The organism is Brevundimonas sp., from assembly GCF_030656255.1.
GTDB lineage: Bacteria > Pseudomonadota > Alphaproteobacteria > Caulobacterales > Caulobacteraceae > Brevundimonas.
The window spans coordinates 29939-53949 of record NZ_JAUSOE010000036.1; the positions used below are offsets into that span (position 1 = coordinate 29939).

The following is a 24011-nucleotide window of genomic DNA, read 5'->3' on the forward strand; positions in this document are numbered from 1 at the left end:
CTCGTATCGGCGCAGGGCTGCACTTCGCCTTGTCATCGCCCCTTTTGCCCGTGTTATAGAGCCACGCAGCGGCGCGAACCTACGCGCGGTCCCCTGCGCGCGTGTGGGCGAGGGCCTTCACGTCCCTGAGTTTACGGAGACTTCCTTGATGAGCCTCAACAAGGCCCTGGTTCGCGGCGTCGCCATCGCCCTGGTCTCGGGCGTCGCCCTGAGCGCCTGCTCGAGCATCCCCTTTGTCGGCGGCGGCGACAAGAAGGCCCCCAAGACGAACGTGCAGCAAGGCATTGGCGTCAACGGCTATCTGTGGCGCGCCTCGCTCGACACCCTCAGCTTCATGCCGTTGCTGACCGCTGATCCGTGGGGCGGCGTGATCAACTACGACTGGTACGCCAACCCCCAGACGCCGAACGAGCGCTTCAAGGCGACCGTCTTCATCCTGGACACCCGCCTGCGCGCCGACGCGTTGAACGTGACGGTGACCAAGGAAGTGAAGGGCGCGGACGGTCAATGGACCGCCGCTCCGGTCGCCGCCCAGACCGAGGCGGACCTGGAAAACGCCATTCTGACCAAGGCGCGCCAACTGAACCTGTCTAACGCAGGCTGACTTTCTGGTTGGCGCTACCGCCCTTCGGGCTAGTTGAGCGCCGATTAGTCTGAGTTCGGTCGTCGTTGAGGCGATTAGAACTCATTTTTCTTGGGCGCTGTCGTCCTTCGGGCTAGTTGAGCACGGAGGGCGGCAGCGCCCTTTTGACTTTCAGGACGACCGTGGCCCGTTACGAACCCAAGACCGCCGAACCTCGCCAACAGGCCCGCTGGGCCGAGGCCTCCGCCTTCGTGACGAAGGACACCGGCCGGCCGAAATACTATGTGCTCGAGATGTTCCCCTATCCGTCGGGCAACATCCACATGGGACACGCCCGCAACTATGTGATGGGCGACGTGGTGGCGCGGTCCAAGCGCGCCCAGGGCTATGACGTCCTGCACCCGATGGGCTGGGACGCGTTCGGCATGCCGGCCGAGAACGCAGCCATGGAGCGCGGCATCCACCCCAAGGGCTGGACCTACGACAATATCGCCCAGATGCGCGACCAGCTGAAACTGCTGGGCCTGTCGCTGGACTGGTCGCGCGAGTTCGCGACCTGCGACCCGGAATACTACGGCAAGCAGCAGGCCTGGTTCCTGGAGCTGTATCGGCGCGGCCTGGTCTATCGCAAGGACGGGGTGGTCAACTGGGACCCGGTCGACAACACCGTCCTGGCCAATGAACAGGTCATCGACGGGCGCGGCTGGCGCTCGGGCGCGGTGGTCGAGAAGCGCAAGCTGAACCAGTGGTTCCTGCGCATCACCGACTATGCCGACGACCTGATCGACGGCCTGAAGACCCTGGACCGCTGGCCCGAGAAGGTCCGGCTGATGCAGGAGAACTGGATCGGTCGCTCCAAGGGTCTGCAGATGACCTGGGCTTTCGCAGGCCAGGCCCCTGCGGGCTACGAGTCCGGGGTCGAAATCTACACCACTCGGCCGGACACCTTGTTCGGCGCCAGTTTCCTGGGTCTGGCCCCCGATCACCCGATCTCGAAACAGCTGGCCGAGGCCGATCCGGCGGTCGCCGACTTCGTCGCCAAATGCCGCGCTGGCGGCACGTCTCAGGCCGATATCGACCAGGCGGAAAAGATCGGCTGGGACACGGGCCTGAAGGCCGTCCATCCCTTCACCGGGGCCGAGGTCCCGGTCTGGATCGCCAACTTCATCCTGTCGGAATACGGCACCGGCGCGATCTTCGCCTGCCCGGCCCACGACCAGCGCGATCTCGACTTTGCCCGCAAGTACGGCCTGCCGGTGATCCCGGTGGTCCGCCCCGAGGGCGCCGGCGACGATTTCGCCGTCGGCGACGAGGCCTATACGGGCCCGGGCTCCATCTTCCATTCCGACTTCCTGGACGGCCTGGATATCGAGACCGCCAAGGCCGAGGCGATCCGCCGCGTCGAGGCGGCGGGTGCGGGCCAGGGCGCGACCATCTATCGTCTGCGCGACTGGGGCGTTTCGCGCCAGCGCTACTGGGGTTGCCCGATCCCGATCATTCACTGCCCATCCTGCGGGCCGGTGGAGGTTCCCGCCGACCAGCTGCCGGTGGTCCTGCCCGACGACGTCACCTTCGACGTACCCGGCAATCCGCTGGACCGTCACCCCAGCTGGAAGCACGTCAAATGCCCGTCCTGCGGTCAGGACGCGACGCGCGAGACCGACACCCTGGACACCTTCGTGGACTCCAGCTGGTATTTCGCCCGTTTCACCGACCCGACGGCGGCCGAACCGATCAATACCGAGGCGGCGAACCGCTGGCTGGCGGTGGATCAGTATATCGGCGGGGTCGAACACGCGGTGCTGCACCTGCTGTACGCCCGCTTCATCACCCGCGCCCTGTCCGACGCCGGCATGCTGTCGGTGAAGGAGCCGTTCGCGGGCCTGTTCACCCAAGGCATGGTGGTTCACGAGACCTATCGTCGTGAGAACGGCCAGTGGGTCGAGCCCACCGACGTCGAGCTGACCAATGCTGACGGCGTCCGCTCCGCGCGCCAGCTGTCGACCGGCGAGGCCCTGGTCATCGGCGACATCGAGAAGATGTCCAAGTCCAAGAAGAACGTCGTCGCCCCCCAGGAAATCCTGGAATCGCATGGTGTGGACGCCGGTCGCCTGTTCGTCCTGTCCGACAGCCCGCCCGAACGGGACGTGCAATGGACCCCCGGCGGGGTCGAGGGCGCCAGCCGGTTCGTGCAGCGCACCTGGACCCTGTTTGATGCCTATGACGCCGGCTTCGCCGGCGAGGACAAGGCCAACGCCGAGCTGCTGCGCGAGACGCACAAGGCGATCAAGGCCGTGTCCGAAGGGGTCGAGGGCTTCCGCTTCAACTCGGCCATCGCCAAGCTGTACGCCTTTGTCGCCACCGTCCGCGACAGCGCTCAGGCCGGCGGCGACGCCAAGCGCCAGGCCCTATCGGCCCTGGCCCGCCTGATCGCCCCCTTCACCCCGCACCTGGCCGAGGAATGCTGGACCCAGCTGGGCGAGGACGGGATGGTTCTGGACGCGCCGTGGCCGGTGTGGGACGCTGCGCTCGCGGCCGACGACGAGGTGGTCCTGCCCATCCAGATCAACGGCAAGCGTCGCGCGGAAATCCGCGTACCGCGCGGCATGGAGCCCGCCGAGGTCGAGGCCATGGTGTTGGCCGACGAGACTGTGCAGGCGCGGCTGGAGGGTCTGAGCGTGAAGAAGATCGTCGTGGTCAAGGACCGGATCGTCAATCTGGTGGCCGGCTGATGCGCGGTGCAGCGGTTATTGCGGTCATAGGCGCGCTGGCGGTCTCCGCGTGCGGCTTCACCCCCATGTACGCCGAGCCGGCTGTGGGCTCGCCCCTGCGCCGGATCGCCGTCTCGGCCCAGGATGACCGACTGGGCTATCGGCTGCGCGAGCAGCTGGAGGACGCCCTGGGCTGGGATCGGTCGGCGACACCCCTTTATCGCCTGACGACCCAGGTGGAACAGGAACGGCGCTCGCTGGGACGGCGGATCGACGATACCGCCACCCGTTATGAGTTAACCGTCAAGGCCAGCTGGACCCTGACGCCCGCCGCCGGCGGGACGCCCGCCACGGGTGTGCAGACCGTCACCACCACCTACGCTGCCGCCGACCAACCCTACGCCGCCATCGCCGCCCAGCAGGACGGCGAGGAACGCGCGGCGTCGGAACTGGCCCGCCGGATCCGGCTGGACCTGATGCAGGCGCTGTCGAACCAGTGATCCTCGCCAAACGCCCTGAGATCGATCGCTTTCTGAAGGCGCCCGATCCGGCCATCCGGGCGGCGGTGATCCACGGCAAGGACCGGTCGGGCGTCGCCGAGCGGGCCGAGGTCCTGTGTCGCGCGATCACGCCGGATCTGAACGACCCCTTCAATGTCACCGTCCTCACCGACAGCGACATCGACAGCGACGAAAGCAAGCTGGAAGAGGCCCTGACGGCCATGTCCCTGATGGGCGGGCGTCGTCTGGTGCGGATCCGCCTGTCGACGCTGAAGCCCGGCGTGGACAAGGCTGTGGCCGCGGCCGTTAAGATTCATGCCGAAGGCGGTTATAATCCCGACGCCATGCTGGTGGTCGAGGCCGACCAACTGGGCCGCGAATCCGTCCTGCGCAAGACCGCAGAAAAGGAAAACGGAGCCGTCGGCATCGTCTGCTACGAAGACGAGACAGGCGACGTAGCCCGCATGGTCCGCGAGGCCCTAGCCATCGACAAGGTGGGGCTGACGGCGGACGCCCTGGACCGGTTTGTCGGCCGACTGCCGCGCGAGCGGGGCCTGATGCGCCAGGAGATCGAGCGTCTGGCCCTGTTCATCGGCCCCGGCTCGGGCCGGACTATCGACGTAGAAGAACTGGAACAGCATCTGGGCGTCGAGCCTGACGCCTCCCTGTCCGACGCCGCGCTTCAGGCCTTCGGGGCCCGGCCCGGTCCCGCTCAGGCGGGTCTCAGGAGGGCCTTCGCCGAGGGGGAATCCTCGGTCCTGGCCGTGCGGTCCGCCGCCTTGCATCTGGGGCGGCTGCGGCGGATCAATATCCTGCAGACCAATGGCGCAGGCGCCAAGGAGGCGGCCAAGGCCGCCGGCGTGTTCTGGAAGCAGGAGGCGGAAATGCTGCGTCAGGCCCGCGCCTGGCGCCTGGAGGCGCTGGACGAGGTGCTGGACAGCATCAATACCGCTGACGTCGCCACCAAGACGACAGGCATGCCGGATCAGCTGATCGCCGAACGCCTGCTGCTGGAAATCGCCGGCCGCGCGCGCAGGCTCGGTCTTTAACGGCCTTCCTCCCCTGAAAGGGGGGAGAAAGGCAGTCTCAGCCCCGCTTCGACGCCTTGCGGAAAGCCGGTTGGGCCATGGCGACATTCCGCGCCGAGACGCTCTTTTCCTCAGCCTTGGCGCCGGCCTGGGCTTTAAAGCCATGACCCGCCTTGGCCTTCTTGGCGGCGAGGGCCTGTTTCAGATTGTCGGCGGCGGAGGGGGTGGTTTCGTCGGTCATGGACTGATCCTAGCACGTCCTCACCGATGAGTCTGGCGTCTCAGGCGCGCATCAAACGCCTGCACAGGTCATCCAGCTGTTCCAGCGAGCCATAGCGGATCGTCAGCTCGCCCTTGCCGCTGCGGTCGTTCAGCTGGACATTCAGGCCCAGAGCGTCGGCCAGATCCTGTTGCAGGGCGGCGACATCGGCCGCCCCCTCCCCGCTTTCGACCGGCTTGGGCTTGACCGGTTTGGGGCCTTCCGCCGCGCGCCGCGCCAGGGCCTCGACCTGACGAACGTTCAGGCCTTCGTTGTAGGCCTGTTCAGCCAGCGCGGGGGCATTGGGCGCGGTGATCAGGGCGCGGGCGTGACCGGCCGTCAGCTTGCCGTTGCGAACGTACCAGAGCACTTCTTCCGGCAGCTGCAGCAGGCGCAGGGTGTTGGCGATGTGACTGCGGCTCTTGCCGACAATGCCCGCCACCTGGTCCTGGGTACGGCCGAACCGCTCCATCAGCACGCGATAGGCGTCGGCCTCCTCCAGCGGATTCAGGTCGGCGCGCTGGACGTTTTCGATGATGGCGACTTCGAACACCTCGACGTCGTCCATCTCGTGGACGACGATCGGCACCTCGGTCAGGCGCGCCGCCTGAGACGCGCGCCAGCGGCGCTCGCCGGCGATGATCTGCCAGACCCCGTCCTCGCCAGGCTGCGACCGGACCAGGATCGGTTGCAGCACGCCCTTGTCGCGGATCGAGGCCGTCAGTTCTTCCAGATGTTCCTGGGTGAAGATCTTCCGTGGCTGATCGGGATTGGGCTTGAGGCTCTCGATCGGCACGCGTTGAACGCCTGACGGCAGGGTCGCGCCCGCCGCCGTCGGCGCCTCGACGGCCTCGCCCATCAGGGCGGACAGACCGCGTCCAAGACCTCTTTGTCGTTCAGCCAAGATACTGTTCCGTTTCTTCTTCTAATACTCGTGGACCGTTTCGGGCCCGACTCAGGCGGCCAGTTTCAGCCGCTGGCGTTCGCGCTTCACCACTTCCTTGGCCAGGCGCAGATAGGCCTGGCTGCCCGCACATTTCAGATCATAAATCAGGGCCGGCTTGCCGAACGAGGGCGCTTCGGCCACGCGGACATTGCGAGGGATGACGCTGTCATAAACCTTGTCGCCGAAATGGGCCCGGACATCATTGGCCACCTGGCCTGAAAGGGCGCTGCGGCGATCATACATGGTCAGGACCAGGCCCTGGATTTCCAGCGCAGGGTTCAGGCTTTGCTTGACCATGTCTATGGTCCGCATCAGCTGGCTCAGGCCCTCTAGAGCAAAGAATTCGCACTGAAGCGGCACCAGAACCGCATCCGCGGCCGCCATGGCGTTCAGCGTCAGCAGGTTCAGGGAGGGCGGACAGTCGATCAGCACATAGTCATACGCGGTAGGGCCGTCGTCATGCGCCCGCAAGGCGTCGCGCAAGCGATAGGAGCGGCGATCGGCCTGGCTCAATTCGATCTCAACGCCGGACATGTCGGCGTCGGACGGCACGATCCACAGGCCGGGCACCGTCGTCTGAACCGCAGCATCATCGACCGAGCGCTGATCGACAACGACATCATAAATGGTGACGCGGCGTGTTTCACGTGGAACACCCAGACCGGTCGAGGCATTGCCCTGCGGGTCCATATCTACGATCAGGACACGCTTGCCGATGGCGGCCAGGGCGGTGCCGAGATTGATGGCGGTCGTGGTCTTGCCCACCCCGCCTTTCTGGTTGGAGACGGCAAGAACGCGGGCAGGCAGTTTGCTAGTGCTGGGGGCGGGCACGTCGAACACTCCGGACTGTCACGATGCGGCCGCGCGGGTCGCTTTGCGACGGGGCCAGTTCAGCCTCGAGATGCCAGGATTTCCGCGCTTCAATCAACTCGGATTCGGCCTTCTCCCCCTTCAGGAACAGACCTTGTGCACCCCTTTGGAAGTAGGGCTGTGCATAACCTAGCAATCGCTCCATCGGGGCGACGGCGCGCGCGGTGACGATATCGCATTTGACCGTCTGCTCCTCCGCCCGCCCATTAATGACCGTCGCCGGCAGGTCCATGGCGTCGACGATTTCCTGCAAGAACCGGCAGCGTTTACCCAGGCTGTCGATCAACCAGACATGCGCCCCAATCCTGTCTTTCAACAGAATGGCCAGGACGACGCCCGGGAAGCCGGCGCCCGCGCCCAGGTCGGCCCAGGTGAGAGCCTCAGGCGCATGAGCCAAAAGCTGGGCGCTGTCCCAGGCATGCCGGTTCCAGAAGTCCGGCAGACTGTCGGGACCCACCAGATTCATCACCGAATTGGCCTCGCCCAGCCGGATTCGAAAATCCTCCAGGTCCGCCATCTGCTGAGGGGTCGCACCGGCCTTGATCTGAAAGGCGGTCTTTTCGGCATCCAACATCAGGCGGCGACCCCGCCTTGAACCGAGGGCTTCGGCGCCTTCTTCACATGCGCAAGTAGGGCGGTCAGGGCGCCGGGGGTCATGCCTTCGATCCGCCCCGCCTGGCCCAGGGTACGGGGCTGAACCCTCGACAGTTTTTCCTTCACCTCGTTCGACAGGCTGCCGATGGCGGCATAGTCGAGATTCGAGGGCAACAACAGGCCCTCCTCGGTTCTCAGGGCTTCGGCGTCTACCGACTGACGATCCAGGTAGTTGGCGTAGCCGGCGTCGATCTCCACCTGCTCGCGCACCTCGGCGTCCCAGTCGGCAATGACAGGATAGGCCTTAACGAAATGATCCAGGCTCACATCCGGGAAAGCCAGCAGCTCCCGCATGGAACGCCGCCGGCCGTCTGCGTTCACCGGAATGCCCAGCGCATTGGCCTCCTTGGGCGTGAACAGGGTTTCACGTGAAACAAGACCGGCCTCGGACAGTTTTTGGGCCTTAATCTCAAACCGGCTCCGACGCTCCGACCCCACGATCCCCAGCTCTATCGCCAGCGGCGTCAGCCGCTGGTCTGCATTGTCGGCCCTCAAGGTCAGCCGATATTCCGCTCGGCTGGTAAACATCCGATAGGGCTCCGTCACCCCCCGAGTCACCAGATCGTCGATCATCACCCCGATATAGGCCTGGTCACGCCCCAGGATCACCGGCGCGCGGCCACCCGCCGTTCGCGCCGCATTCAGGCCAGCCATCAAACCCTGGGCCGCAGCCTCCTCGTAACCCGTGGTGCCATTGATCTGGCCGGCCAGGTACAGGCCGGGGCGCTTCTTGACCTCAAGTGCCGGGCTCAGTTCTCGCGGGTCGACGTAGTCGTATTCGATGGCGTAGCCGTAGCGGAACACCTCGACCGCCTCCAGCCCAGGTATGGTGCGGAGAAACGCCAGCTGGGTCGGCTCCGACACGGAGGTCGAGATACCGTTCGGATAGACGGTGGGATCATCCAGACCTTCCGGCTCCAGGAAGATCTGATGGCTGGTCTTATCGGCGAACCGTACGACCTTGTCCTCGATCGACGGGCAATAGCGAGGGCCCCGGCCTGACAGCTTGCCGCCATAGGCCGCGCTCTCACCCAGGTTCTCGGCGATGATGCGGTGGGTTTCCTCGGTCGTATGGGTCACGCCACAGGCGATCTGCGGCACGGTGATTGCGTCCGTCATGAAGGAGAAGGCGGAAGGCGTCTCGTCCGCCTGCTGCATCTCCAACCGATCCCAGGCGATGGTTCGTCCATCCAGCCGCGCTGGGGTGCCGGTCTTTAGACGTCCCATCATCAGATCGGCCGCATGAAGATCAGCGGCCAAACCCGTCGAGGGATCCTCGCCATGACGGCCGGCCGCAATCCTTTCGTCGCCACGATGAATGACGCCGTTCAGGAAGGTGCCGGTCGTCAGGACCACGGCGCCCGCCCTGATCTTCTCCCCTGCCCCCGTCGTCACGCCAACCACGCGGTCGCCGTCGAGGATCAAGCCCTCGGCCGTGCCCGCCCTCAGGCTCAGGTTCGGCGTCTGGGCCAACTCCGCCTGCATGGACTCGCGATACAGGCGGCGGTCGATCTGACTTCGGGGGCCGCGCACGGCTGCGCCTTTGGATCGATTCAACAGTCGGAACTGGATACCTGAAACATCGGCCAGCCGCCCCATAATCCCGTCCAGCGCATCGATCTCACGCACCAGATGGCCCTTGCCCAGGCCGCCAATGGCGGGATTGCACGACATCTCGCCAACGGTTTCGAGCTTCTGGGTCAACAACAGGGTGCGCGCGCCAGCACGGGCCGAAGCGGCTGCGGCTTCACAGCCGGCGTGACCGCCGCCAATGACGACGACGTCGTAGGAAATCTCGATTGGGGGGTTCATCCCCGCCACATAGTCCAGATGGACGGTTTTCGCTATACCGCACACCGCGGCATCGCTTCGAAGATCGGTGGTATTACCTAAGGTGTTTCACGTGAAACACCGGTATTACTTGCCAATGCAGAAGGACGAAAACACCTGGCCAAGGATATCTTCAACGCCAATCGCCCCTGTCACCCGCGACAAGGACTCGGCCGCCCGTCGCAGGTCCTCACCCGCCATCTCCGGCGCAATGTCCAAGGCCCGTCTTCCTGACTCGACAGAAGCCAGGGCCTCGTTCAGACGCAGACGGTGACGTTCTCTCGTAATCGCTGGAAAATCGGCGCCGGACAGATCCTGCGCCAATCGCGCCGCGATCCAGTTGTGCAGAGCGGAGAGACCCTCCCCGCTTCGGCTGCTGACCTCTATTCTCTCAAAACCGCCGCTTGGAACAGAGCCGCCTAAATCCGCCTTGTTGGCTACGACGAGGTCGCCAGGCTTGGCATATGCGGCCGCCACCCCATCAGGATCTCCGGGCGCCCTGACCCAAAGACGCAGATCCGCTTGTTCGGCCCGCATACGCGCCCGTCGCACGCCTTCCGCCTCGACAAGGTCAGTGCTCTCTCTCAGGCCGGCCGTATCGGATAAGGTCACCGCATAGCCGCCAATCACCAGGTCGGCGTCCAGGACATCACGCGTCGTCCCGGCAATGGGCGTCACGATAGCCGCCTCGCGTTCGACCAGAGCGTTGAACAGCGACGACTTGCCCGCATTGGTTTCGCCGATCAGGACGATCCGATAACCGTCACGCACCCGCTCGCCCCGCCGCCCTGTATCCACCGCGCGCCGTAAATCATTCGCCAATCGGTCCAGCACAGGCCCGGCTGTTCGCGCCAGATTATCGGGCACATCTTCGTCCGGAAAATCGATCTCCGCCTCGACCAAGGCCAGGGCGTGGAGCAGGTCGCGGCGAAAGCCGGAATAGGTCTCGCTAAGCTTCCCCTCCAGTTGGCCCAGGGCCTGCCGCGCCTGGGCGGTCGTCTCGGCGTCGATCAGGTCCGCAACCGCCTCGGCTTGGGCGAGATCCATTCGCCCGTTCTGGAAGGCGCGCCGGGTGAACTCGCCCGGCTCCGCAGGCCTCACACCAAGGGCGATCAGCGCCTGGCTCGCCGCCTCGACCACGGCGCGCCCACCGTGCAGATGCAGTTCGGCCGCATCCTCGCCGGTATAGGAGTTGGGGGCCACGAACCGCAGCACGAGGGCTTGGTCGATGTGGGCGCCGTCATGGGTCAGGTCGCGGACCGAGGCCATGCGCGGCTTCAGCCGCCCCGCGCCCATGGCGGCCAGAACCGGCTCAACCGCCGGCCCCGACAGTCTCAAAACGGCGATTGCTCCCCGACCGGGAGGCGTAGCGAGGGCGAAGATGGTGTCAGTCATGATCCTGTTGTCTCCTCCCCACCCCGTGCGGAGGAGACGTGGTGTTCACTTCACTGCGGCTTCCATAAGCCTGCGGAACTGGTCCTGGGCCTGAAGCCCGAAACTGGTCCAGGTCTTCATCAGTTCGTCGGGCTGCATGGCGGCCACATTGGCCTCCATCCGCTTCTGCATCTCGGCCACCATCGCCTCGTTCAGGGGGGTGACGTCGGGCAGGCCCAGGAAGGCCCGCGCCTCGGCCGGGGTGCAGTCCACTTCGACATTGATCTTCATCGAACCCTCTCCTGTTCCACGTGAAACCGTCAGACGACGGATCAGGTGTTCATCGACTGGAAGAAGTCCGAGTTGTTCTTCGACTGACGCAACTTGTCGAGCAGGAATTCGATCGCGTCCTGCGGACCCATGGGGTTCAGGATGCGGCGCAGGACATAGGTCTTGGCCAGCTGGTCCTTCGGCGTGATCAGGTCTTCCTTGCGGGTGCCGGACTTCAGCACGTCGATGGCGGGGAAGATGCGCTTGTCGGCGACCTTGCGGTCCAGCACGATTTCCGAGTTGCCGGTGCCCTTGAACTCTTCGAAGATCACCTCGTCCATCCGGCTGCCGGTGTCGATCAGGGCCGTGGCGATGATGGTGAGAGACCCGCCTTGTTCCACGTTCCGCGCGGCGCCGAAGAAGCGCTTCGGCCGTTGCAAGGCGTTGGCGTCCACACCGCCGGTCAGCACCTTGCCCGACGACGGGACGGTGGCGTTATAGGCGCGGCCCAGGCGGGTGATGGAGTCGAGCAGGATCACCACGTCCTTCTTGTGCTCGACCAGCCGCTTGGCCTTTTCGATCACCATCTCGGCGACGGCGACGTGACGCGTGGCCGGCTCGTCGAAGGTCGAGGCCACGACCTCGCCCTTGACCGTGCGTTGCATGTCGGTGACCTCTTCCGGCCGTTCGTCGATCAGCAGCACGATCAGGAAGACTTCCGGGTGGTTCCGCTCGATCGACTTGGCGATGTTCTGCAACATCACCGTCTTACCGACCCGCGGCGGCGCCACGATCAGGCAGCGCTGGCCCTTGCCCAGGGGGGCGACGATGTCGATCACCCGGCCCGAGCGATCCTTCAGCGTCGGATCCTGGATTTCCATGTGCAGCCGCTCTTCGGGATAGAGGGGCGTCAGGTTGTCGAACAGGACCTTGGTCTTGACCATCTCGGGGTCTTCGAGATTGATCGTGTCGACCTTCAACAGGGCGAAATAACGCTCGCCTTCGCGCGGCGCCCGCACCGCGCCATGGACGGTGTCGCCCGACCGCAGGCCGAAGCGGCGGATCTGCGACGGCGACACATAGACGTCGTCCGGGCCCGGCAGATAGTTGGCGTCCGAGCTGCGCAGGAAGCCGAACCCGTCGGGCAGGATTTCCAGCACGCCGTCGGCGATGATCTCGACTTCCTCGTCGGCCAGAGCCTTCAGGATGGCGAACAGCAGATCCTGCTTGCGCAGGTTCGAGGCGTTCTCGACCTCCAGCTGTTCGGCGAAGGCGACCAGGTCGGCCGGCGTCTTCTCGTTCAGCTCGGCCAGGGTGATCCGGCCGTTGGCGACGACGGGCTCGCCATCATCTTCTTCGTCGTCCGCCGTGGTGTCCACGCCGGAATCGGCGCCCGCCGCCTCGCCGGCTTCATGCTCGGCGCCGTGATGGGCCGGGGCTTCAACCTCGGCGTTTTCGGTCTCGGGGGTGTCGTTGTCGGTGACGTCGGTCATGATACAGGCTCGCGGACGCGCGCACGGAACCGCACGGCGTCAGGTCTCTGGAAATGTCTGGCCGTGAGGCCGGAGGGAGGCGCGGCGGGCTCCCGCTGGTCGAACCGGCGGGCGTCGCGAAAAGAGAGGGACCGCCGGAAGGACCGAACGGTTCACCGCCAGCGGAACCACAGGCGGCGGTTCAGGTCAAGCGGAGGCGCATCAGGATGCCCAGGATCAATCCGCCACTTCCCCAATCAGCCACATCTCCCCCCACTCTTCAAAGGGAGGATCGAATGAGTCATCGCGCTGATAAGTATCGAACCCTCGAACTTCGAAGCCGTGTGGGATGCTCAAATTCCAGCGGGCAACCCGTTCTGAATCCGGCCGAGCGACCCTTTTGAAGTCGTCCGAGTTCCGGCTGCAGAAGGAAGCAAAATACTCAGGTTTGAAGAAGAGGCAGATCTCGCTCTGAAACAAATCCGGATAGCCCAGGATCACCACAACACGCGTATCCTGGAGCGACTTGGGCTTCAAACTCGCCAGTCTTCTACTGGCATCGATCATTATCTGGGCGCAGATCGCCTGAAAACGAGGTCTGGCCGAGGCGCCCGACACCAAACCCGCTGGCACGGGTATTTTCCAATGGAAATATCCCATGCCCGAATGGGGCTCGGTCGGAAATTGAATGGCTTCCAATTCCCGACGAAGTTTCCTGGTCACTCGAACGGCGTCATATCGCTCTCGACCCACGCCTAACCGCCTCACCCGAAGGTCCACTCCGTCGTCACCGACAGCACCATGACGATGGCCAGGACGAACGGGACCTCGTTCGTCATCCGCCAGAACTTGCCGGAATATTTCGACGTCCCCGCAGCGATCTTCTTGCGCTGCGCCGCCAGGAAGCCGTGCCAGCCACTGAGCAGGAAGACCCCGACCAGTTTGGCGACCATCCACGGCTCGGCCAAAAACGCAGCCCCCCGCGCCGAGACGTCGATATGGATCAGCCACAGGCCGAAGCCCCAGGCCAGGATCATGGCCGGGTTGACGATGATGCGCAGCAGCCGGGACTGCCACAGCCTCAACAGCGCTTGCATTTCGCTGCGTAGGGGCTCGGGCTTGGCGTTCTGTTCGGCGTCATAGGCATAGAGCCGCGGCAGGAACAGCAGCCCGGCCATCCAGGCGATCACCGCCAGAATGTGCAGGCCACGCGCGAGGTCATAGGGGTTCATGCCGCATCCTTGCGCTGACGATAGGGGCAGGCCTTCCAATCCGCCTTGCAGCCCGGCCCAAAGGGCGCGACGCCAGTCCGCCCCAAGGCGCCGACCGTCGCATCGGCCAGGGCGTCGATGAACAGCGGCGCCGTCCCGACGGCCGGCGCCCTCAAATACAAACTGACCCCTTTTTCGTGGGCCAGTTCACCGTATTCGATATCCAGTTCGACCAGGGTCTCGATATGTTCGGAGACGAAGGCGATGGGGGTGATCACGACCCCGACCCCGTCCCGACCGGCCTGTTCGATGGCCTCGGGCGTCGACGGGCCCAGCCATTTCATCGGCCCGACGCGGCTCTGGTAGCAGAGGGCGTGATCGATCGGCCCCCGGTCGCGTTCGATAGCGGCGACCACGGCGGCCACGGTCGTCTCGACCTGTTCCTGATAGGGGTCGCCCTTGCCGCTCACCAGTTTCTCGGGGATGCCGTGGGCGGAAAACAGCACCCGAACCGGTCCCTCCCCCGCCTCGTCCAGCTTCGCTCCGATGGCCTGGGCCTGGGCCTCGACCCAGCCGTCGGCGCGGGGATAGCAGCAGACGGCCCGACTGACGCCGGACCCGGCATAGGTCTCGTTCCAGACCTTCAGCGAGGACTGGGTCGTGGTGGTCGAGAACTGCGGATACAGCGGCAGCAGCACCACTTCATCGGGCCCGAAGGCCGCCACATCCACCGCAGTCTCTTCCGTAAACGGATGCCAGTACCGCATGGCGATGAAGACACGCACCTCATCCCCGCCAAGGCGCCCGTTCAGAACCGCCTCCAGGGCCTCAGCCTGGCGGCGGGTGCCGGGCAACAGCGGCGAACCACCCCCCATCAGGGCGTAGTTGGCCTGGGCGCTGGTCTCTCGCCGGCTGGAGATCAGCTTGGCCAGGGGCGTTCGCGCAAATCCCGGCAGGCCGATGATGGCCGGATCATTGAACAGATTGAACAGGAAAGGCTTCACCGAGGCCTGATCATCCGGTCCGCCCAGATTGAACAGCACCACCGCGATACGGCGACCTTGCGAGGTTTGGGTCATTGCGCGCCGATCCTCTTCAGAACCCGTTCGACATGGTCGATGGGCACGTCCGGCAATATGCCATGACCCAGGTTGAACACCCACGGCCCCTGGCCCCAGGCCTCCATCAGCTGATCCACCCGGCGGTCCAGCAATTCGCCCCCGGCGCGCAGCAACAGGGGGTCCAGGGCGCCCTGGATCGGCTTGATCTGCTGCACCCGTTTGCCGACCTCCAGCGGACAGGCGGTGTCCAGGGCGACGGCGTCGACCTCAACCTCCTGCGCATACCGCTCTGCAAGCGCCGCAGAGCCCCGAGGGAAGCCGATCAGGGGCACGGTGACACCCAGCTCCCGGGTGCGCTTCACAAGCGCCTGGTGGGGCTTCAGGACCAGTCTTTCGAACAGGTCGTCCGGCAGACCCTCGGCCCAGCTCTCGAAGATCTTCAACACCTGGGCGCCGGCGTCGGCCTGCATCTTCAGATACCGCGCCGTGGCCTCGACCAGAACCTCCAGCGTCTCGTCCACCCGCTTGGGATCGGCATAGGCGTAGGTCCGGGCCTGGGCGCGCTCGCCCTTGCCGATGGTCCGGTGCTCGCCGTCCAGCATATAGGTGGCCACCGTCCAGGGCGCGCCGGCGAAACCGATCAGGGCGCGTTCCGGCTCCAGGGCCTTGCGCACGATCGACAGGGTCTCGCCCACGGCCGACAGATGCGCGCCGGCGTCGGGCGCCAGTTCCGCCATCCGGCCGGGGATCGGCATTTCGCCCAGCCGAGGCCCCTCGCCGGTCTCGAACCAGACGTCCTGACCCAGGGCGCGCGGGATCAGCAGAATGTCCGCAAACACGATGGCCGCGTCGAAGCCGAACCGACGCATCGGCTGAAGCGTCGCCTCAGCCGCCATCTCGGGGTTCAGGCAAAAGGCGATGAAGTCCGGCGCCTCGGCCCTGAGCCGACGATACTCGGGCAGATACCGGCCCGCCTGGCGCATGAACCAGACCGGCGGGCGCTCCAATCTCTCTCCCCGAAGAGCCCGGATCATCATCGGCGTCTGAGCGGGGTTCGGGGTCTGATCGGTCATGCAGGACGATTAAGGTCACAGCCCCCCGCTCTCAATCCCTAATCAGATTAAGAATTAAAAGATTCGAAGTGGCAGGTAGGGCGGTGGAACGGCGGGGATGGTTTGGCGGTCGTCGGCGGAACAAAAGCGGATATCCACGACACACCATGGCTTAACGGGGATGTCGAACAGCCCTATCCCGGCGGTGGACAATCCCTAATGAAACCTTAACGCCCAAGGCTTTGCGGGGGTCTGAGGCTGTGAACGGGGTTAAGCGTCGTTAACCTTCCATTAGGATTTTCCACAGCCGAGCCGAAACCGGTTGTCCGCCTTGGGACGAACCGCTGTCGAACCGACGCCGCCGTCCACCGTCATCCCCGCTCGCGACCGCGCCTATGACCCGCTAAGGAGAACGGCGCCCCGACGGTCCCTCGCCGTCCCCCATTTTTCAACAGGGAGTCGACAGACCGAATGAGCCCCGCGCGACCCTCCGGCGCCCGTCCCGGCCCCACCCGTCTGGCCACCTATTTTCACGTCCATCTGGTCTCGGATTCGACCGGTGAGACCTTGAACGCCATGGCCAAGGCGGTGACGGCCCGCTTCGACGGCGTCATTCCGATCGAACACATCTACGCCCTGGTCCGGTCCGAGAAGCAGATGGAGCGTGTCCTGCAGGAGGTAGAGGCGGCGCCCGGCGTGGTTCTGCATACTTTGGTGGACCGTGATCTGCGTGAACAGCTGGAGGACGGCTGCCGGCGGCTGGACATGCCCCAGATCGGCGCCCTGGATCCCCTGGTCGGGGCCATGTCCCGCTATCTGGGCGCGGCTCTGTCGACGCGGGTGGGCGCACAACACGCTCTGGATCACGACTATTTCAACCGCATCGCCGCCCTGGACTTCGCCATGGCCTATGACGACGGGCAGGGGTCGCTGGAACAGCTGGAGGGCGCCGACGTCGTCCTGTGCGGCGTCAGCCGGACGTCCAAGACCCCCACCTGCATCTATCTGGCCCACCGCGGCATCCGCGCCGCAAACGTGCCCTTGGTGCCGGGCCAGGAGGACGGCGAACGGCTGACCAAGCTGAAGAACCCTCTGGTCATCGGCCTGACCGTTTCGCCCGACCGTCTGGTCCAGATCCGCCGCAACCGGATCGACAATCTGAACGCCAGCCAATCCTCCAACTATACCGACCAGGACGCCGTCCGCGACGAGACCATCAAGGCCAAACGCGCCTTCGCCCGGCGCGGCTGGCCCACCATCGACGTCACCCGTCGCTCGGTGGAGGAGACGGCGGCCGCCATCACCAACCTGCTAAGCGAGCATCGCAACCACAAGATCGGGACAAGCTGGTAAATGCCTGAGCGCGAACCCCTCATCCTGGCGTCAAAGAGCGCCGCCCGCCGCGCCATGCTGGAAAACGCCGGCGTTCCGTTCGAGGTCCGCGTCGCCGGGGTGGACGAGGAGGCGATCAAGGCCGTTTCGACCGACCTTGACCCCGCCGCCCTCGCCGTCCGCCTCGCCGAGGCCAAGGCTCTGGCCGTGTCGCGCGACGATGCGGCCGCCTGGGTGCTGGGCTCGGACCAGACCCTGGCTTTCGACGGCGGACTGATTTCCAAGGCGAAATCGCTGGAGGCCGCGCGCGACCGGCTGAAATCCATGCGTGGCCGCACCCACCACCTCCATTCGGGCGCCGCACTGGCCGTTAAGGGCGAGATCGTCTGGTCCGGTGTCGATACGGTCGAGATGCGGATGCGCGACTTTTCCGACGCCTTCCTCGACGCCTATCTGGCGGCCGAGGGCGAGGCCATGCTGTCCTGCGTCGGATCCTACCGGCTGGAGGGGATGGGATCGCAACTGTTCGAGGCGATCAACGGCGACTATTTCACTGTCCTGGGCCTGCCTCTTTGGCCGGTGCTGACCGAATTGCGTCGCGCGGGAGTTCTCACGGCATGAGCGGTCATCGCATCACGGGCGCGGCCTTGGTCGCCGGGATCGCCGGCAATCCGGTGGCTCATTCGCTCAGCCCTGTCATCCACAACGCCTGGCTGGCGGCCGGCGACATCGACGGTGCCTATGTGCCCTTCGCCCCCGCCGATGCGGCGGGGTTCGATGCACTGGTGGCCGCCGGTCGGGCCGGGCTGATCACCGGGCTGAACGTCACCGCGCCGTTCAAGGAACAGGCTTTCGCCCTGGCCGATGCGGCGACGGCGGCGGCTAAACTGACGTCTTCGGCCAATATCCTGACCTTTGAGGCCGGCCGGGTTCTGGCCGACAGTTCCGACGGCGTCGGCCTGATGCGGGGTCTGAAGGAACAGGCGCCGGACTTGAACCTCGACGGCAAGCCGGTCGTCGTCCTCGGAGCAGGCGGGGCGGCGCGGGCTGGCTCCGGCGCCCTGGTCGAGGCCGGCGCCCAGGTGCGGATCGTCAACCGATCGGCCGACCGGGCCTTGGCCCTGGCCGCTGACTTGGGTCCTTCAGTCCAGGTCCTGTCGGGCCCTGAGGCTTTTGACGGCGCGGTTCTGGTGATCAACGCCCTCAGCGTCCAGCCGGATGTGGATTTCGACGCCGTCGCGCCGGGCACGGTGATGATGGACATGACCTACAAACCCCTGGCCACGCCCTTCCTGACGGCGGCGCGGGCGCGGGGCCTGCCGACGGTGGACGGTCTGTCGATGCTGATCGGCCAGGCGGCGCCCTCGTTCCAGGCCCTGTTCCGCCGCCCGCCGCCGCCGCTGGACCTGCGCGCCCTGTTGACGGCGCATCTGGGCGAAACGGCATGATCCTGCTGGGTCTCACCGGCTCCATCGGCATGGGCAAGTCGACGACGACCGCCATGTTCGCCGGCCTGGGCGCCCTGGTCTGGAACGCCGACGACGCCGTGCATCAGCTCTATGCGCCCGGCGGCGCGGCCGTCGAACCGGTCGGCGCCGCCTTTCCTGGCGTGATCGTGGATGGGGCCGTCGACCGTACCCGCCTGGCCGAGGCCCTGGGTCGGGACGAAACCGCCTTCCGCCGGCTGGAATCCATCGTCCACCCGCTGGTGGCCCAGGGCCGGGCCGCTGATTTGGAGGCGGCGCGGGCGGCAGGCGTGAAATTGGCGGTCCTCGACATTCCCCTGCTGTTCGAAACCGGCGGCGACGCCCATGTGGACGCCGTGGTCGTGGTCACCGCCGACCCGGCGATCCAGGCCGAACGGGTCCTGGCCCGCCCGGGCATGACCCGCGACCGGTTCGAGGCTATCCTGGCCCGCCAACTGCCCGACGCCGAAAAACGCGCCCGCGCCGATTTCGTCATCGATACGGGCCGTGGGCTCGAGGCCGCTCGCGCCGAGGTCGCCGCCGTGGTCGAGACCGTGCTGGATCCGGCGTGGATATCTCCGCGTCACGGCAAAGCCGGTCTTCCGCAAAGCGACGAACGACTCCATTAAGGGCCCATGGCCCGCGAGATTGTTCTGGATACCGAAACCACCGGCTTCGACCCCAAGACGGGCGACCGGCTGATCGAGGTCGGCTGTATCGAGATTCAGGATCTGCTGCCGACCGGCCGCACCTTCCACCGGTTCGTCAATCCTGAGCGGACCATTCCGCCGGACGCGATCCGGGTGCATGGCATCACCGACGACAAGGTGAAGGACGCCCCGAAATTCCACCAGATCGCCGACGACCTGATCGAATTCATCGGCGACGCGCCGATGATCGCCCACAACGCCGCCTTCGACCGCAACTTCATCGATTTCGAATACAAGTTGTGCGGCCGGCCGATCACCGGCGAGGCGCGCTGGATCGACACCCTGAAGCTGGCCCAGGCCCGGTTTCCGGGCATGCCCAACTCGCTGGACGCCCTGTGCAAACGGTTCAAGGTGTCGCTGGTCGAACGCACCCTGCACGGCGCCCTGATCGACGCCCGTCTGCTGGCCGAGGTCTATCTGGAGCTTCGCGGCGGCAAGGAGCGGGTGCTGGACCTGTCGGCCGCCCCGGTCGCGGGCCGTTCGGCGGCCGGGATCACCCAGACCGCCGTCTATGGCGCCCGGCCCCAGCCGCTGACGCTCCGTTCAACCCCGGAAGAACAAGCCGCCCACATCGCCTTCCTGGCCCAGACCCTGAAGGATCATTCCCTGTGGGACTCCTATGGGGTCAAGATCGCGGAAGACGCGGCCTGAGGGCAATCTCTCCCTCCGCCTGCGGGGGAGGGAGATTTAGTTCGTCTTAGGCCTGGCCGGTCTCGACCGGCTGTTGGGCGATCTGCTGCTGGCGGGCGATATAGATGGCGGCGAAATCGATCGGGTCCAGCATGAAGGGCGGATAGAAGCCGCCGTCCGCCGTGGCGCGGGCGATGATCTCGCGGGCGAACGGGAACAGGTAACGCGGGCATTCGATCAGCAGCAGGGGCTCGATGTCCTGCTCCTGGACATTGGCCAGCTGGAACAGGCCGCCATAGACCAGTTCGACATGGAAGACCGGCTGGTCTTCGTGACTGGCCTTGATCGACAGCTTCAGGTCCAGTTCGAACAGGCCGTCCGGACGCCCCTGGGCCGCCATTTCGACGCCTAGGTCGATGGCCGGCTTGCCGTCGATGCGCAGGGATTCCGGCGCGCGCGGGTTCTCGAACGAGAAGTCGCGGACATATTGCGCCAGGATGCGGAATCCGGGACCGGCGGGCTGGCCCTGCTGGGGCTGTGTCCCGTTCGGGGCGGCGGTGTCGGCGGGCGGAGCGGCGTCGGTCATGGGCGTCTTCGATTACGGAAAAGGGCCGATTGGGCCGGGAATAAGGCGCCGCGACTACCACGCCGAGACGCTTGGCCGCAACGTCGCTTGCTCGACAGGGGGCGCGCGCCGCCTTGCGTCCTCCTATATGAGACCCTAATCGTCTCCGTGGCGCCTTCTCGCTCGCGCGCCGAAAGTCAGGAAGTCCCCTTGCCGGTCCAGTTCCAGATCGTGATCTTCGCCGTCATCGCGGCGATTGTCCTGTTCCAGCTCTATAATGTGCTGGGCAAAAGGGTCGGCCGTCAGCCGCAGGAGGACGCCAAGGTGCTCCCTTCGCCGCCGACCTCCACCCCGGACGCCGCCAAGACCCCGGCGCTGGACGCCGCGACCCTGGCCTCCATCGCCGGCCTGAAGGCGCGCGACCCGGCCTTCGACCCCAATCGTTTCGTCGAGGGCGCGCGTCAGGCCTATGAGACCATCGTACGCGGCTACGCCTCCGGTGATCGCGCGGCCCTGGCTCCCCTGCTGACCCCCAATGTCATGGCCTCGTTCGACGCCGGCATTGCGGCGCGCGAGACGCGCGGCGAGACCGAGACGGTCGAATTCCTCTTCCCGCCCCGCGCCGATCTGGAAGGCGCCACGGTTCAGGGCGATAAGGCCGTGGCCAAGGTCCGCTTCCTGGCCGAGCTGCGCAGCCGCGTGACCAAGGCCTCGGGTGAAACCGCTGATTCCGTCACGGGCGAGCCTCTGGTCGAGGAACGCCGCACCGCCGAACACTGGACCTTCGAACGCACCCTGGGCGCCGCCGATCCCAACTGGGTCCTGGCCCGGGTCGAGCCGGCCAACGCCTGATGTCGGCCGTCCTGCGGCGGGTCCGGGCGGCGTCGCTTCTGGCGACCGTCTTGGCCGCCGCCGCCTGTTCCACCGGCCCCATGACGCCCACGGCGCCGACCGCTCCGGGAACGGGGCCCCGGCCCTATGTTCCATCGCCGGGACCGGCCGCTCCCCTGCCCCCGCCCTCCGATGCTCTCAGTCCCGCCGTCCTGCCGGGTTGGAATGACGAGGATCATCTGGCCGCCTTCCACGCCTATCTCGACGGATGTGGCGCGGCGCGCGACGCCGTCGCCCGTGCGGTTTGCGGCCGGGCCAAGACCATGGCGTCGACGACGACTGTGACGCCGTCGACCGCGCGCGCCTTTTTCGAAGCGAACTTCAGCGCCGTCCCGGCCGATACCCCTGACGGACGGCCGGGCCTGCTGACCGCCTATTTCGCCCCGGAATACCCGGCACGCCGGGTTCCGGACGCCGAGTTCGCCGCGCCCGTCCTGCCCAAGCCCGCCGATCCGCGCGGCGCCGGCGACCGGGCCATGGTGGAATCCAACGCCCGTCCCGATCAGGCCCTGGCCTGGATGCGGGCCGAGGACTTGTTCTTTTTGCAGATCCAGGGCTCGGGCTATCTGACCTTTGAGGACGGATCGCGCGCGCGCGCCGCCTACGCCGCCGACAACGGCCGGCCTTTCGTCGGCATCGCCCGTCCCATGGCGCGCCAGGGCCTGCTGCCGGAAAACGGCACGTCGGGCGACGCGATCCGAGCCTGGCTGGCCGACCATCGGGGATATGAAGCCCAGACGGTCATGGCGTTGAACCCGCGCTACATCTTCTTCCGGCTAGACCCGGATGACGACGGACATCCGGCCGGGGCGGCGGGCGTGCCCTTGACCGAGCGTCGGGCCGTCGCCGTCGATCCGTCCCAGTGGCGCTATGGCGAGCTGGTCTGGCTGGACGCGGACGGCGGAAACCTGCGCGGCGCCACGGCCTCGTATCGAGGTCTGGCCATGGCGCTGGACACCGGCTCGGCCATCCGCGGCCCGGTCCGCGCCGACCTCTATATGGGCCGGGGCGACGCCGCCGGGGCCGAGGCCGGCACGGTGCGTCACCCCCTGCGCATGTGGCGCCTGACGCCCAAGGGTTAGGCGACGGTCAGGGTCACCGCGATATTGCCGCGCGTGGCGTGGGAGTAAGGGCATACCGTGTCCGCCTCGGCCACCAGGGCCTCCGCTTCGGCGCGATCAACGCCCGGCAGGGTGACCACCAGCGCGACCTCCAGACCGAACCCCTTGTCGCTGCGCGGGCCGATTCCGACCGTGGCGCTGACCGTCGCGTCGGCCGGAACCTTCGCAAAGCCTTCTTGGGTCCCGACGAACTTCATCGCGCTCAGGAAACAGGCGGCATAGCCCGCGGCGAACAGTTGCTCGGGATTATTGCCGACGCCGGCGCCGCCCAGCGCCTTGGGCGTGCCGAGCGCCAGATCCAGCGCCCCATCTGTGGTGGCGACCCGGCCGTCGCGGCCGCCCGTGGCGGCGGCGGTGGCGCGATAGAGGACATTGATAGACATGGCGAGCTCCTGATGAAATAGATCGTGTACGATATAATCGCGCGGTCCTTCTAGCTCCAGAGGCCTTCGGACGTCAAGCTTGCGATTATATCGTGTGCGATTATTATAGGTCTATGCCCGACGCCCCTCCCCAATCCGACCTGTCCGGCGCCGCCCCGCTGGATGTCGACGACATGCTGTGTTTCGCCGCCTATTCGGCCAGCCTGGCCTTCAATCGCTACTACAAGCCCATGCTGGACCGGATGGGGCTGACCTATCCCCAGCTCCTGGCCATGAGCGTTTTGTGGCGGGAGGACGGCCAGACGGTGGGCCGCCTGGGCGAGCGGCTGTTTCTGGAGTCCAACACGGTCACGCCCCTGATCAAGCGGCTGGAGGCCGCCGGTCTGGTTACTCGGACGCGGGATCCGGCCGACGAGCGCGTCGTGCGGGTCAGTCTGACCGACGCCGGTCGCGTCCTGGCGCAGGAGGCGGCCTGTATCCCCGACGCTTTCCATAAGGCGACCGGCCTGGCGCCGGAGGCCATGGTGCAATTGCGCGATGGTCTGATCGACCTGCGCAATCAGCTCCGGTCGGCCTCGGCCTAGGGCTTCGTGCTAGGCTAGGTCTTCGATCTCGGCCTCGGTCAGTTCGCCGGGGACGATGGTGACCGGCAGTTTGCGCCCGCCCAGCTGGGCGCCCTGTTTGATGATGGCGGAGACCAGCGGTCCGGGCCCTCGCGATCCGGTTCCGGCGGCCAGAACCAGGATCTTGATGTCCGGATCGTCGCTGACCGCCTTCTTGATCGCGCCTTGGGCCTCGCCCTTCTCGATCAGGAAGATCGGCGGGGCGCCGGACCGCTCCAGCGCCTCCTCCCCCAGCCGGTTCAGCAGGGCCTCGGCCTCTTCGCGCTGCTGTCGTTCGATCTCTTCGCGCACGCCCGACCAGTGGGCGTCGCTGTTGGACGGCAGGACCCGCAGCATGACCACCCGCCCCCCGGTTGAGCGGGCGCGGCGGCAGGCGAAGCGCAGCGCCGCCTCGAACTCGGGACTGTCGTCCACGACGACCAGGAATTTTCTCGGCATGCCGGCCTCCCCGCTCTTCTTATCGACCGAA

Annotated in this window: 27 protein-coding genes; 12 read left to right on the forward strand and 15 right to left on the reverse strand. The window is 66.2% G+C overall.

All coding sequences use genetic code 11. The annotated features are described in order from the left end of the window. The first annotated feature begins 148 nt into the window (after window positions 1–148). From Q7J26_RS04170 to holA, 4 genes are all read left to right on the forward strand, one after another. Window positions 149–604, forward strand: a complete 456-nt coding sequence (locus Q7J26_RS04170; protein ID WP_304935248.1) for a DUF3576 domain-containing protein — start codon at window positions 149–151, stop codon at window positions 602–604. Between the two features lie 161 nt (window positions 605–765). Further along, entirely contained in the window at window positions 766–3315 is a 2550-nt protein-coding gene (gene leuS, locus Q7J26_RS04175; RefSeq protein WP_304935249.1) for a leucine--tRNA ligase, read from the forward strand. After that, window positions 3315–3794 carry an LPS assembly lipoprotein LptE gene (lptE, locus tag Q7J26_RS04180; RefSeq protein ID WP_304935250.1) on the forward strand — a complete coding sequence of 160 codons (480 nt, stop codon included), beginning with the start codon at window positions 3315–3317 and terminating at the stop codon, window positions 3792–3794. The genes leuS and lptE overlap by 1 nt, the downstream gene beginning before the upstream one ends. Then, entirely contained in the window at window positions 3791–4843 is a 1053-nt protein-coding gene (holA, locus tag Q7J26_RS04185; protein WP_304935251.1) for a DNA polymerase III subunit delta, read from the forward strand. The genes lptE and holA overlap by 4 nt, the downstream gene beginning before the upstream one ends. Before the next feature lie 37 nt (window positions 4844–4880). On the opposite strand, the gene Q7J26_RS04190 is transcribed toward holA, so the two are convergent. The 12 genes from Q7J26_RS04190 to hemE all read right to left on the reverse strand — a co-directional run bounded on the left by Q7J26_RS04190 (window position 4881) and on the right by hemE (window position 15842). Next, a complete protein-coding gene (locus Q7J26_RS04190; RefSeq protein ID WP_304935252.1) occupies window positions 4881–5063 on the reverse strand; it encodes a hypothetical protein in 183 nt (60 codons plus the stop codon). Window positions 5064–5103: 40 nt separating this feature from the next. After that, window positions 5104–5985, reverse strand: coding sequence for a ParB/RepB/Spo0J family partition protein (locus tag Q7J26_RS04195; protein WP_304935253.1), 882 nt, complete (start codon window positions 5983–5985; stop codon window positions 5104–5106). A 51-nt stretch (window positions 5986–6036) separates the two neighbouring features. Further along, window positions 6037–6834, reverse strand: a complete 798-nt coding sequence (locus tag Q7J26_RS04200; RefSeq protein ID WP_304935305.1) for a ParA family protein — start codon at window positions 6832–6834, stop codon at window positions 6037–6039. Window positions 6835–6838: 4 nt separating this feature from the next. After that, the gene (gene rsmG / locus Q7J26_RS04205; protein WP_304935254.1) at window positions 6839–7471 is read right to left on the reverse strand and encodes a 16S rRNA (guanine(527)-N(7))-methyltransferase RsmG; all 633 of its coding nucleotides are present in this window, start codon (window positions 7469–7471) and stop codon (window positions 6839–6841) included. Beyond that, window positions 7471–9363 (reverse strand): tRNA uridine-5-carboxymethylaminomethyl(34) synthesis enzyme MnmG, encoded by a 1893-nt coding sequence (gene mnmG / locus Q7J26_RS04210; RefSeq protein WP_304935255.1) that lies wholly within the window; start codon window positions 9361–9363, stop codon window positions 7471–7473. Before mnmG ends, rsmG begins: the two co-directional genes overlap by 1 nt. A 105-nt stretch (window positions 9364–9468) precedes the next feature. After that, window positions 9469–10776, reverse strand: coding sequence for a tRNA uridine-5-carboxymethylaminomethyl(34) synthesis GTPase MnmE (mnmE, locus tag Q7J26_RS04215; RefSeq protein WP_304935256.1), 1308 nt, complete (start codon window positions 10774–10776; stop codon window positions 9469–9471). 45 nt (window positions 10777–10821) lie between these two features. After that, window positions 10822–11046, reverse strand: coding sequence for a DUF6489 family protein (locus Q7J26_RS04220; protein WP_304935257.1), 225 nt, complete (start codon window positions 11044–11046; stop codon window positions 10822–10824). Between the two features lie 41 nt (window positions 11047–11087). Continuing rightward, complete coding sequence (gene rho, locus Q7J26_RS04225) at window positions 11088–12518, reverse strand: transcription termination factor Rho (RefSeq protein ID WP_304935258.1); 1431 nt, start codon at window positions 12516–12518, stop codon at window positions 11088–11090. A 216-nt stretch (window positions 12519–12734) separates the two neighbouring features. Continuing rightward, the gene (locus Q7J26_RS04230) at window positions 12735–13220 is read right to left on the reverse strand and encodes a DUF3916 domain-containing protein (RefSeq protein WP_304935259.1); all 486 of its coding nucleotides are present in this window, start codon (window positions 13218–13220) and stop codon (window positions 12735–12737) included. Between the two features lie 41 nt (window positions 13221–13261). Beyond that, window positions 13262–13729: a CopD family protein gene (locus Q7J26_RS04235; protein WP_304935260.1), complete on the reverse strand. Its 468-nt coding sequence runs from the start codon at window positions 13727–13729 to the stop codon at window positions 13262–13264. Next, the gene (gene hemH, locus Q7J26_RS04240) at window positions 13726–14787 is read right to left on the reverse strand and encodes a ferrochelatase (RefSeq protein WP_304935261.1); all 1062 of its coding nucleotides are present in this window, start codon (window positions 14785–14787) and stop codon (window positions 13726–13728) included. Before hemH ends, Q7J26_RS04235 begins: the two co-directional genes overlap by 4 nt. Further along, window positions 14784–15842 carry a uroporphyrinogen decarboxylase gene (gene hemE, locus Q7J26_RS04245; RefSeq protein ID WP_304935262.1) on the reverse strand — a complete coding sequence of 353 codons (1059 nt, stop codon included), beginning with the start codon at window positions 15840–15842 and terminating at the stop codon, window positions 14784–14786. Before hemE ends, hemH begins: the two co-directional genes overlap by 4 nt. 450 nt (window positions 15843–16292) lie before the next feature. On the opposite strand from hemE, the gene Q7J26_RS04250 reads away from it, so the two are divergent. Genes Q7J26_RS04250 through dnaQ form a run of 5 tightly spaced genes read left to right on the forward strand, consistent with a single transcriptional unit; the run spans window position 16293 to window position 19980 of the window. Further along, window positions 16293–17174, forward strand: coding sequence for a pyruvate, water dikinase regulatory protein (locus Q7J26_RS04250; protein ID WP_304935263.1), 882 nt, complete (start codon window positions 16293–16295; stop codon window positions 17172–17174). Then, complete coding sequence (locus Q7J26_RS04255; RefSeq protein WP_304935264.1) at window positions 17175–17774, forward strand: nucleoside triphosphate pyrophosphatase; 600 nt, start codon at window positions 17175–17177, stop codon at window positions 17772–17774. Beyond that, the gene (locus tag Q7J26_RS04260; protein ID WP_304935265.1) at window positions 17771–18601 is read left to right on the forward strand and encodes a shikimate dehydrogenase; all 831 of its coding nucleotides are present in this window, start codon (window positions 17771–17773) and stop codon (window positions 18599–18601) included. Before Q7J26_RS04255 ends, Q7J26_RS04260 begins: the two co-directional genes overlap by 4 nt. Beyond that, window positions 18598–19248, forward strand: coding sequence for a dephospho-CoA kinase (gene coaE, locus Q7J26_RS04265; protein WP_304935266.1), 651 nt, complete (start codon window positions 18598–18600; stop codon window positions 19246–19248). Before Q7J26_RS04260 ends, coaE begins: the two co-directional genes overlap by 4 nt. 6 nt (window positions 19249–19254) lie before the next feature. Beyond that, window positions 19255–19980 carry a DNA polymerase III subunit epsilon gene (gene dnaQ, locus Q7J26_RS04270; protein ID WP_304935267.1) on the forward strand — a complete coding sequence of 242 codons (726 nt, stop codon included), beginning with the start codon at window positions 19255–19257 and terminating at the stop codon, window positions 19978–19980. 46 nt (window positions 19981–20026) lie between these two features. Here the strand turns inward: dnaQ and secB are convergent, their stop codons facing one another. Continuing rightward, window positions 20027–20545, reverse strand: coding sequence for a protein-export chaperone SecB (secB, locus tag Q7J26_RS04275; protein WP_304935268.1), 519 nt, complete (start codon window positions 20543–20545; stop codon window positions 20027–20029). Window positions 20546–20734: 189 nt separating this feature from the next. Here secB and timA point away from each other — a divergent pair, with 189 nt between their 5' ends. Continuing rightward, window positions 20735–21376, forward strand: a complete 642-nt coding sequence (gene timA, locus Q7J26_RS04280) for a TIM44-related membrane protein TimA (RefSeq protein WP_304935269.1) — start codon at window positions 20735–20737, stop codon at window positions 21374–21376. Next, window positions 21376–22497 (forward strand): MltA domain-containing protein, encoded by a 1122-nt coding sequence (locus tag Q7J26_RS04285; protein ID WP_304935270.1) that lies wholly within the window; start codon window positions 21376–21378, stop codon window positions 22495–22497. Before timA ends, Q7J26_RS04285 begins: the two co-directional genes overlap by 1 nt. On the opposite strand, the gene Q7J26_RS04290 is transcribed toward Q7J26_RS04285, so the two are convergent. Then, complete coding sequence (locus tag Q7J26_RS04290; protein WP_370651909.1) at window positions 22494–22913, reverse strand: organic hydroperoxide resistance protein; 420 nt, start codon at window positions 22911–22913, stop codon at window positions 22494–22496. The two genes, Q7J26_RS04285 and Q7J26_RS04290, sit on opposite strands and share 4 nt — an antisense overlap. Before the next feature lie 119 nt (window positions 22914–23032). On the opposite strand from Q7J26_RS04290, the gene Q7J26_RS04295 reads away from it, so the two are divergent. After that, window positions 23033–23503: a MarR family winged helix-turn-helix transcriptional regulator gene (locus Q7J26_RS04295; RefSeq protein ID WP_304935272.1), complete on the forward strand. Its 471-nt coding sequence runs from the start codon at window positions 23033–23035 to the stop codon at window positions 23501–23503. A 9-nt stretch (window positions 23504–23512) separates the two neighbouring features. Here the strand turns inward: Q7J26_RS04295 and Q7J26_RS04300 are convergent, their stop codons facing one another. Beyond that, entirely contained in the window at window positions 23513–23980 is a 468-nt protein-coding gene (locus Q7J26_RS04300) for a universal stress protein (protein WP_304935273.1), read from the reverse strand. Window positions 23981–24011: the final 31 nt, after the last annotated feature.

What these genes read in the sequence shown, in the direction of transcription:
- Q7J26_RS04190 (WP_304935252.1), bottom strand. Translation starts at nt 5,063, where the DNA reads ATGACCGACGAAACCACCCCCTCCGCCGCCGACAATCTGAAACAGGCC.
- hemH (WP_304935261.1), bottom strand. Translation starts at nt 14,787, where the DNA reads ATGACCCAAACCTCGCAAGGTCGCCGTATCGCGGTGGTGCTGTTCAAT.
- Q7J26_RS04255 (WP_304935264.1), top strand. Translation starts at nt 17,175, where the DNA reads ATGCCTGAGCGCGAACCCCTCATCCTGGCGTCAAAGAGCGCCGCCCGC.
- mnmE (WP_304935256.1), bottom strand. Translation starts at nt 10,776, where the DNA reads ATGACTGACACCATCTTCGCCCTCGCTACGCCTCCCGGTCGGGGAGCA.
- Q7J26_RS04235 (WP_304935260.1), bottom strand. Translation starts at nt 13,729, where the DNA reads ATGAACCCCTATGACCTCGCGCGTGGCCTGCACATTCTGGCGGTGATC.
- lptE (WP_304935250.1), top strand. Translation starts at nt 3,315, where the DNA reads ATGCGCGGTGCAGCGGTTATTGCGGTCATAGGCGCGCTGGCGGTCTCC.
- mnmG (WP_304935255.1), bottom strand. Translation starts at nt 9,363, where the DNA reads ATGAACCCCCCAATCGAGATTTCCTACGACGTCGTCGTCATTGGCGGC.
- Q7J26_RS04300 (WP_304935273.1), bottom strand. Translation starts at nt 23,980, where the DNA reads ATGCCGAGAAAATTCCTGGTCGTCGTGGACGACAGTCCCGAGTTCGAG.
- Q7J26_RS04260 (WP_304935265.1), top strand. Translation starts at nt 17,771, where the DNA reads ATGAGCGGTCATCGCATCACGGGCGCGGCCTTGGTCGCCGGGATCGCC.
- coaE (WP_304935266.1), top strand. Translation starts at nt 18,598, where the DNA reads ATGATCCTGCTGGGTCTCACCGGCTCCATCGGCATGGGCAAGTCGACG.
- dnaQ (WP_304935267.1), top strand. Translation starts at nt 19,255, where the DNA reads ATGGCCCGCGAGATTGTTCTGGATACCGAAACCACCGGCTTCGACCCC.
- hemE (WP_304935262.1), bottom strand. Translation starts at nt 15,842, where the DNA reads ATGACCGATCAGACCCCGAACCCCGCTCAGACGCCGATGATGATCCGG.
- secB (WP_304935268.1), bottom strand. Translation starts at nt 20,545, where the DNA reads ATGACCGACGCCGCTCCGCCCGCCGACACCGCCGCCCCGAACGGGACA.
- Q7J26_RS04170 (WP_304935248.1), top strand. Translation starts at nt 149, where the DNA reads ATGAGCCTCAACAAGGCCCTGGTTCGCGGCGTCGCCATCGCCCTGGTC.
- Q7J26_RS04220 (WP_304935257.1), bottom strand. Translation starts at nt 11,046, where the DNA reads ATGAAGATCAATGTCGAAGTGGACTGCACCCCGGCCGAGGCGCGGGCC.
- rsmG (WP_304935254.1), bottom strand. Translation starts at nt 7,471, where the DNA reads ATGTTGGATGCCGAAAAGACCGCCTTTCAGATCAAGGCCGGTGCGACC.
- Q7J26_RS04295 (WP_304935272.1), top strand. Translation starts at nt 23,033, where the DNA reads ATGCCCGACGCCCCTCCCCAATCCGACCTGTCCGGCGCCGCCCCGCTG.
- Q7J26_RS04250 (WP_304935263.1), top strand. Translation starts at nt 16,293, where the DNA reads ATGAGCCCCGCGCGACCCTCCGGCGCCCGTCCCGGCCCCACCCGTCTG.
- rho (WP_304935258.1), bottom strand. Translation starts at nt 12,518, where the DNA reads ATGACCGACGTCACCGACAACGACACCCCCGAGACCGAAAACGCCGAG.
- Q7J26_RS04285 (WP_304935270.1), top strand. Translation starts at nt 21,376, where the DNA reads ATGTCGGCCGTCCTGCGGCGGGTCCGGGCGGCGTCGCTTCTGGCGACC.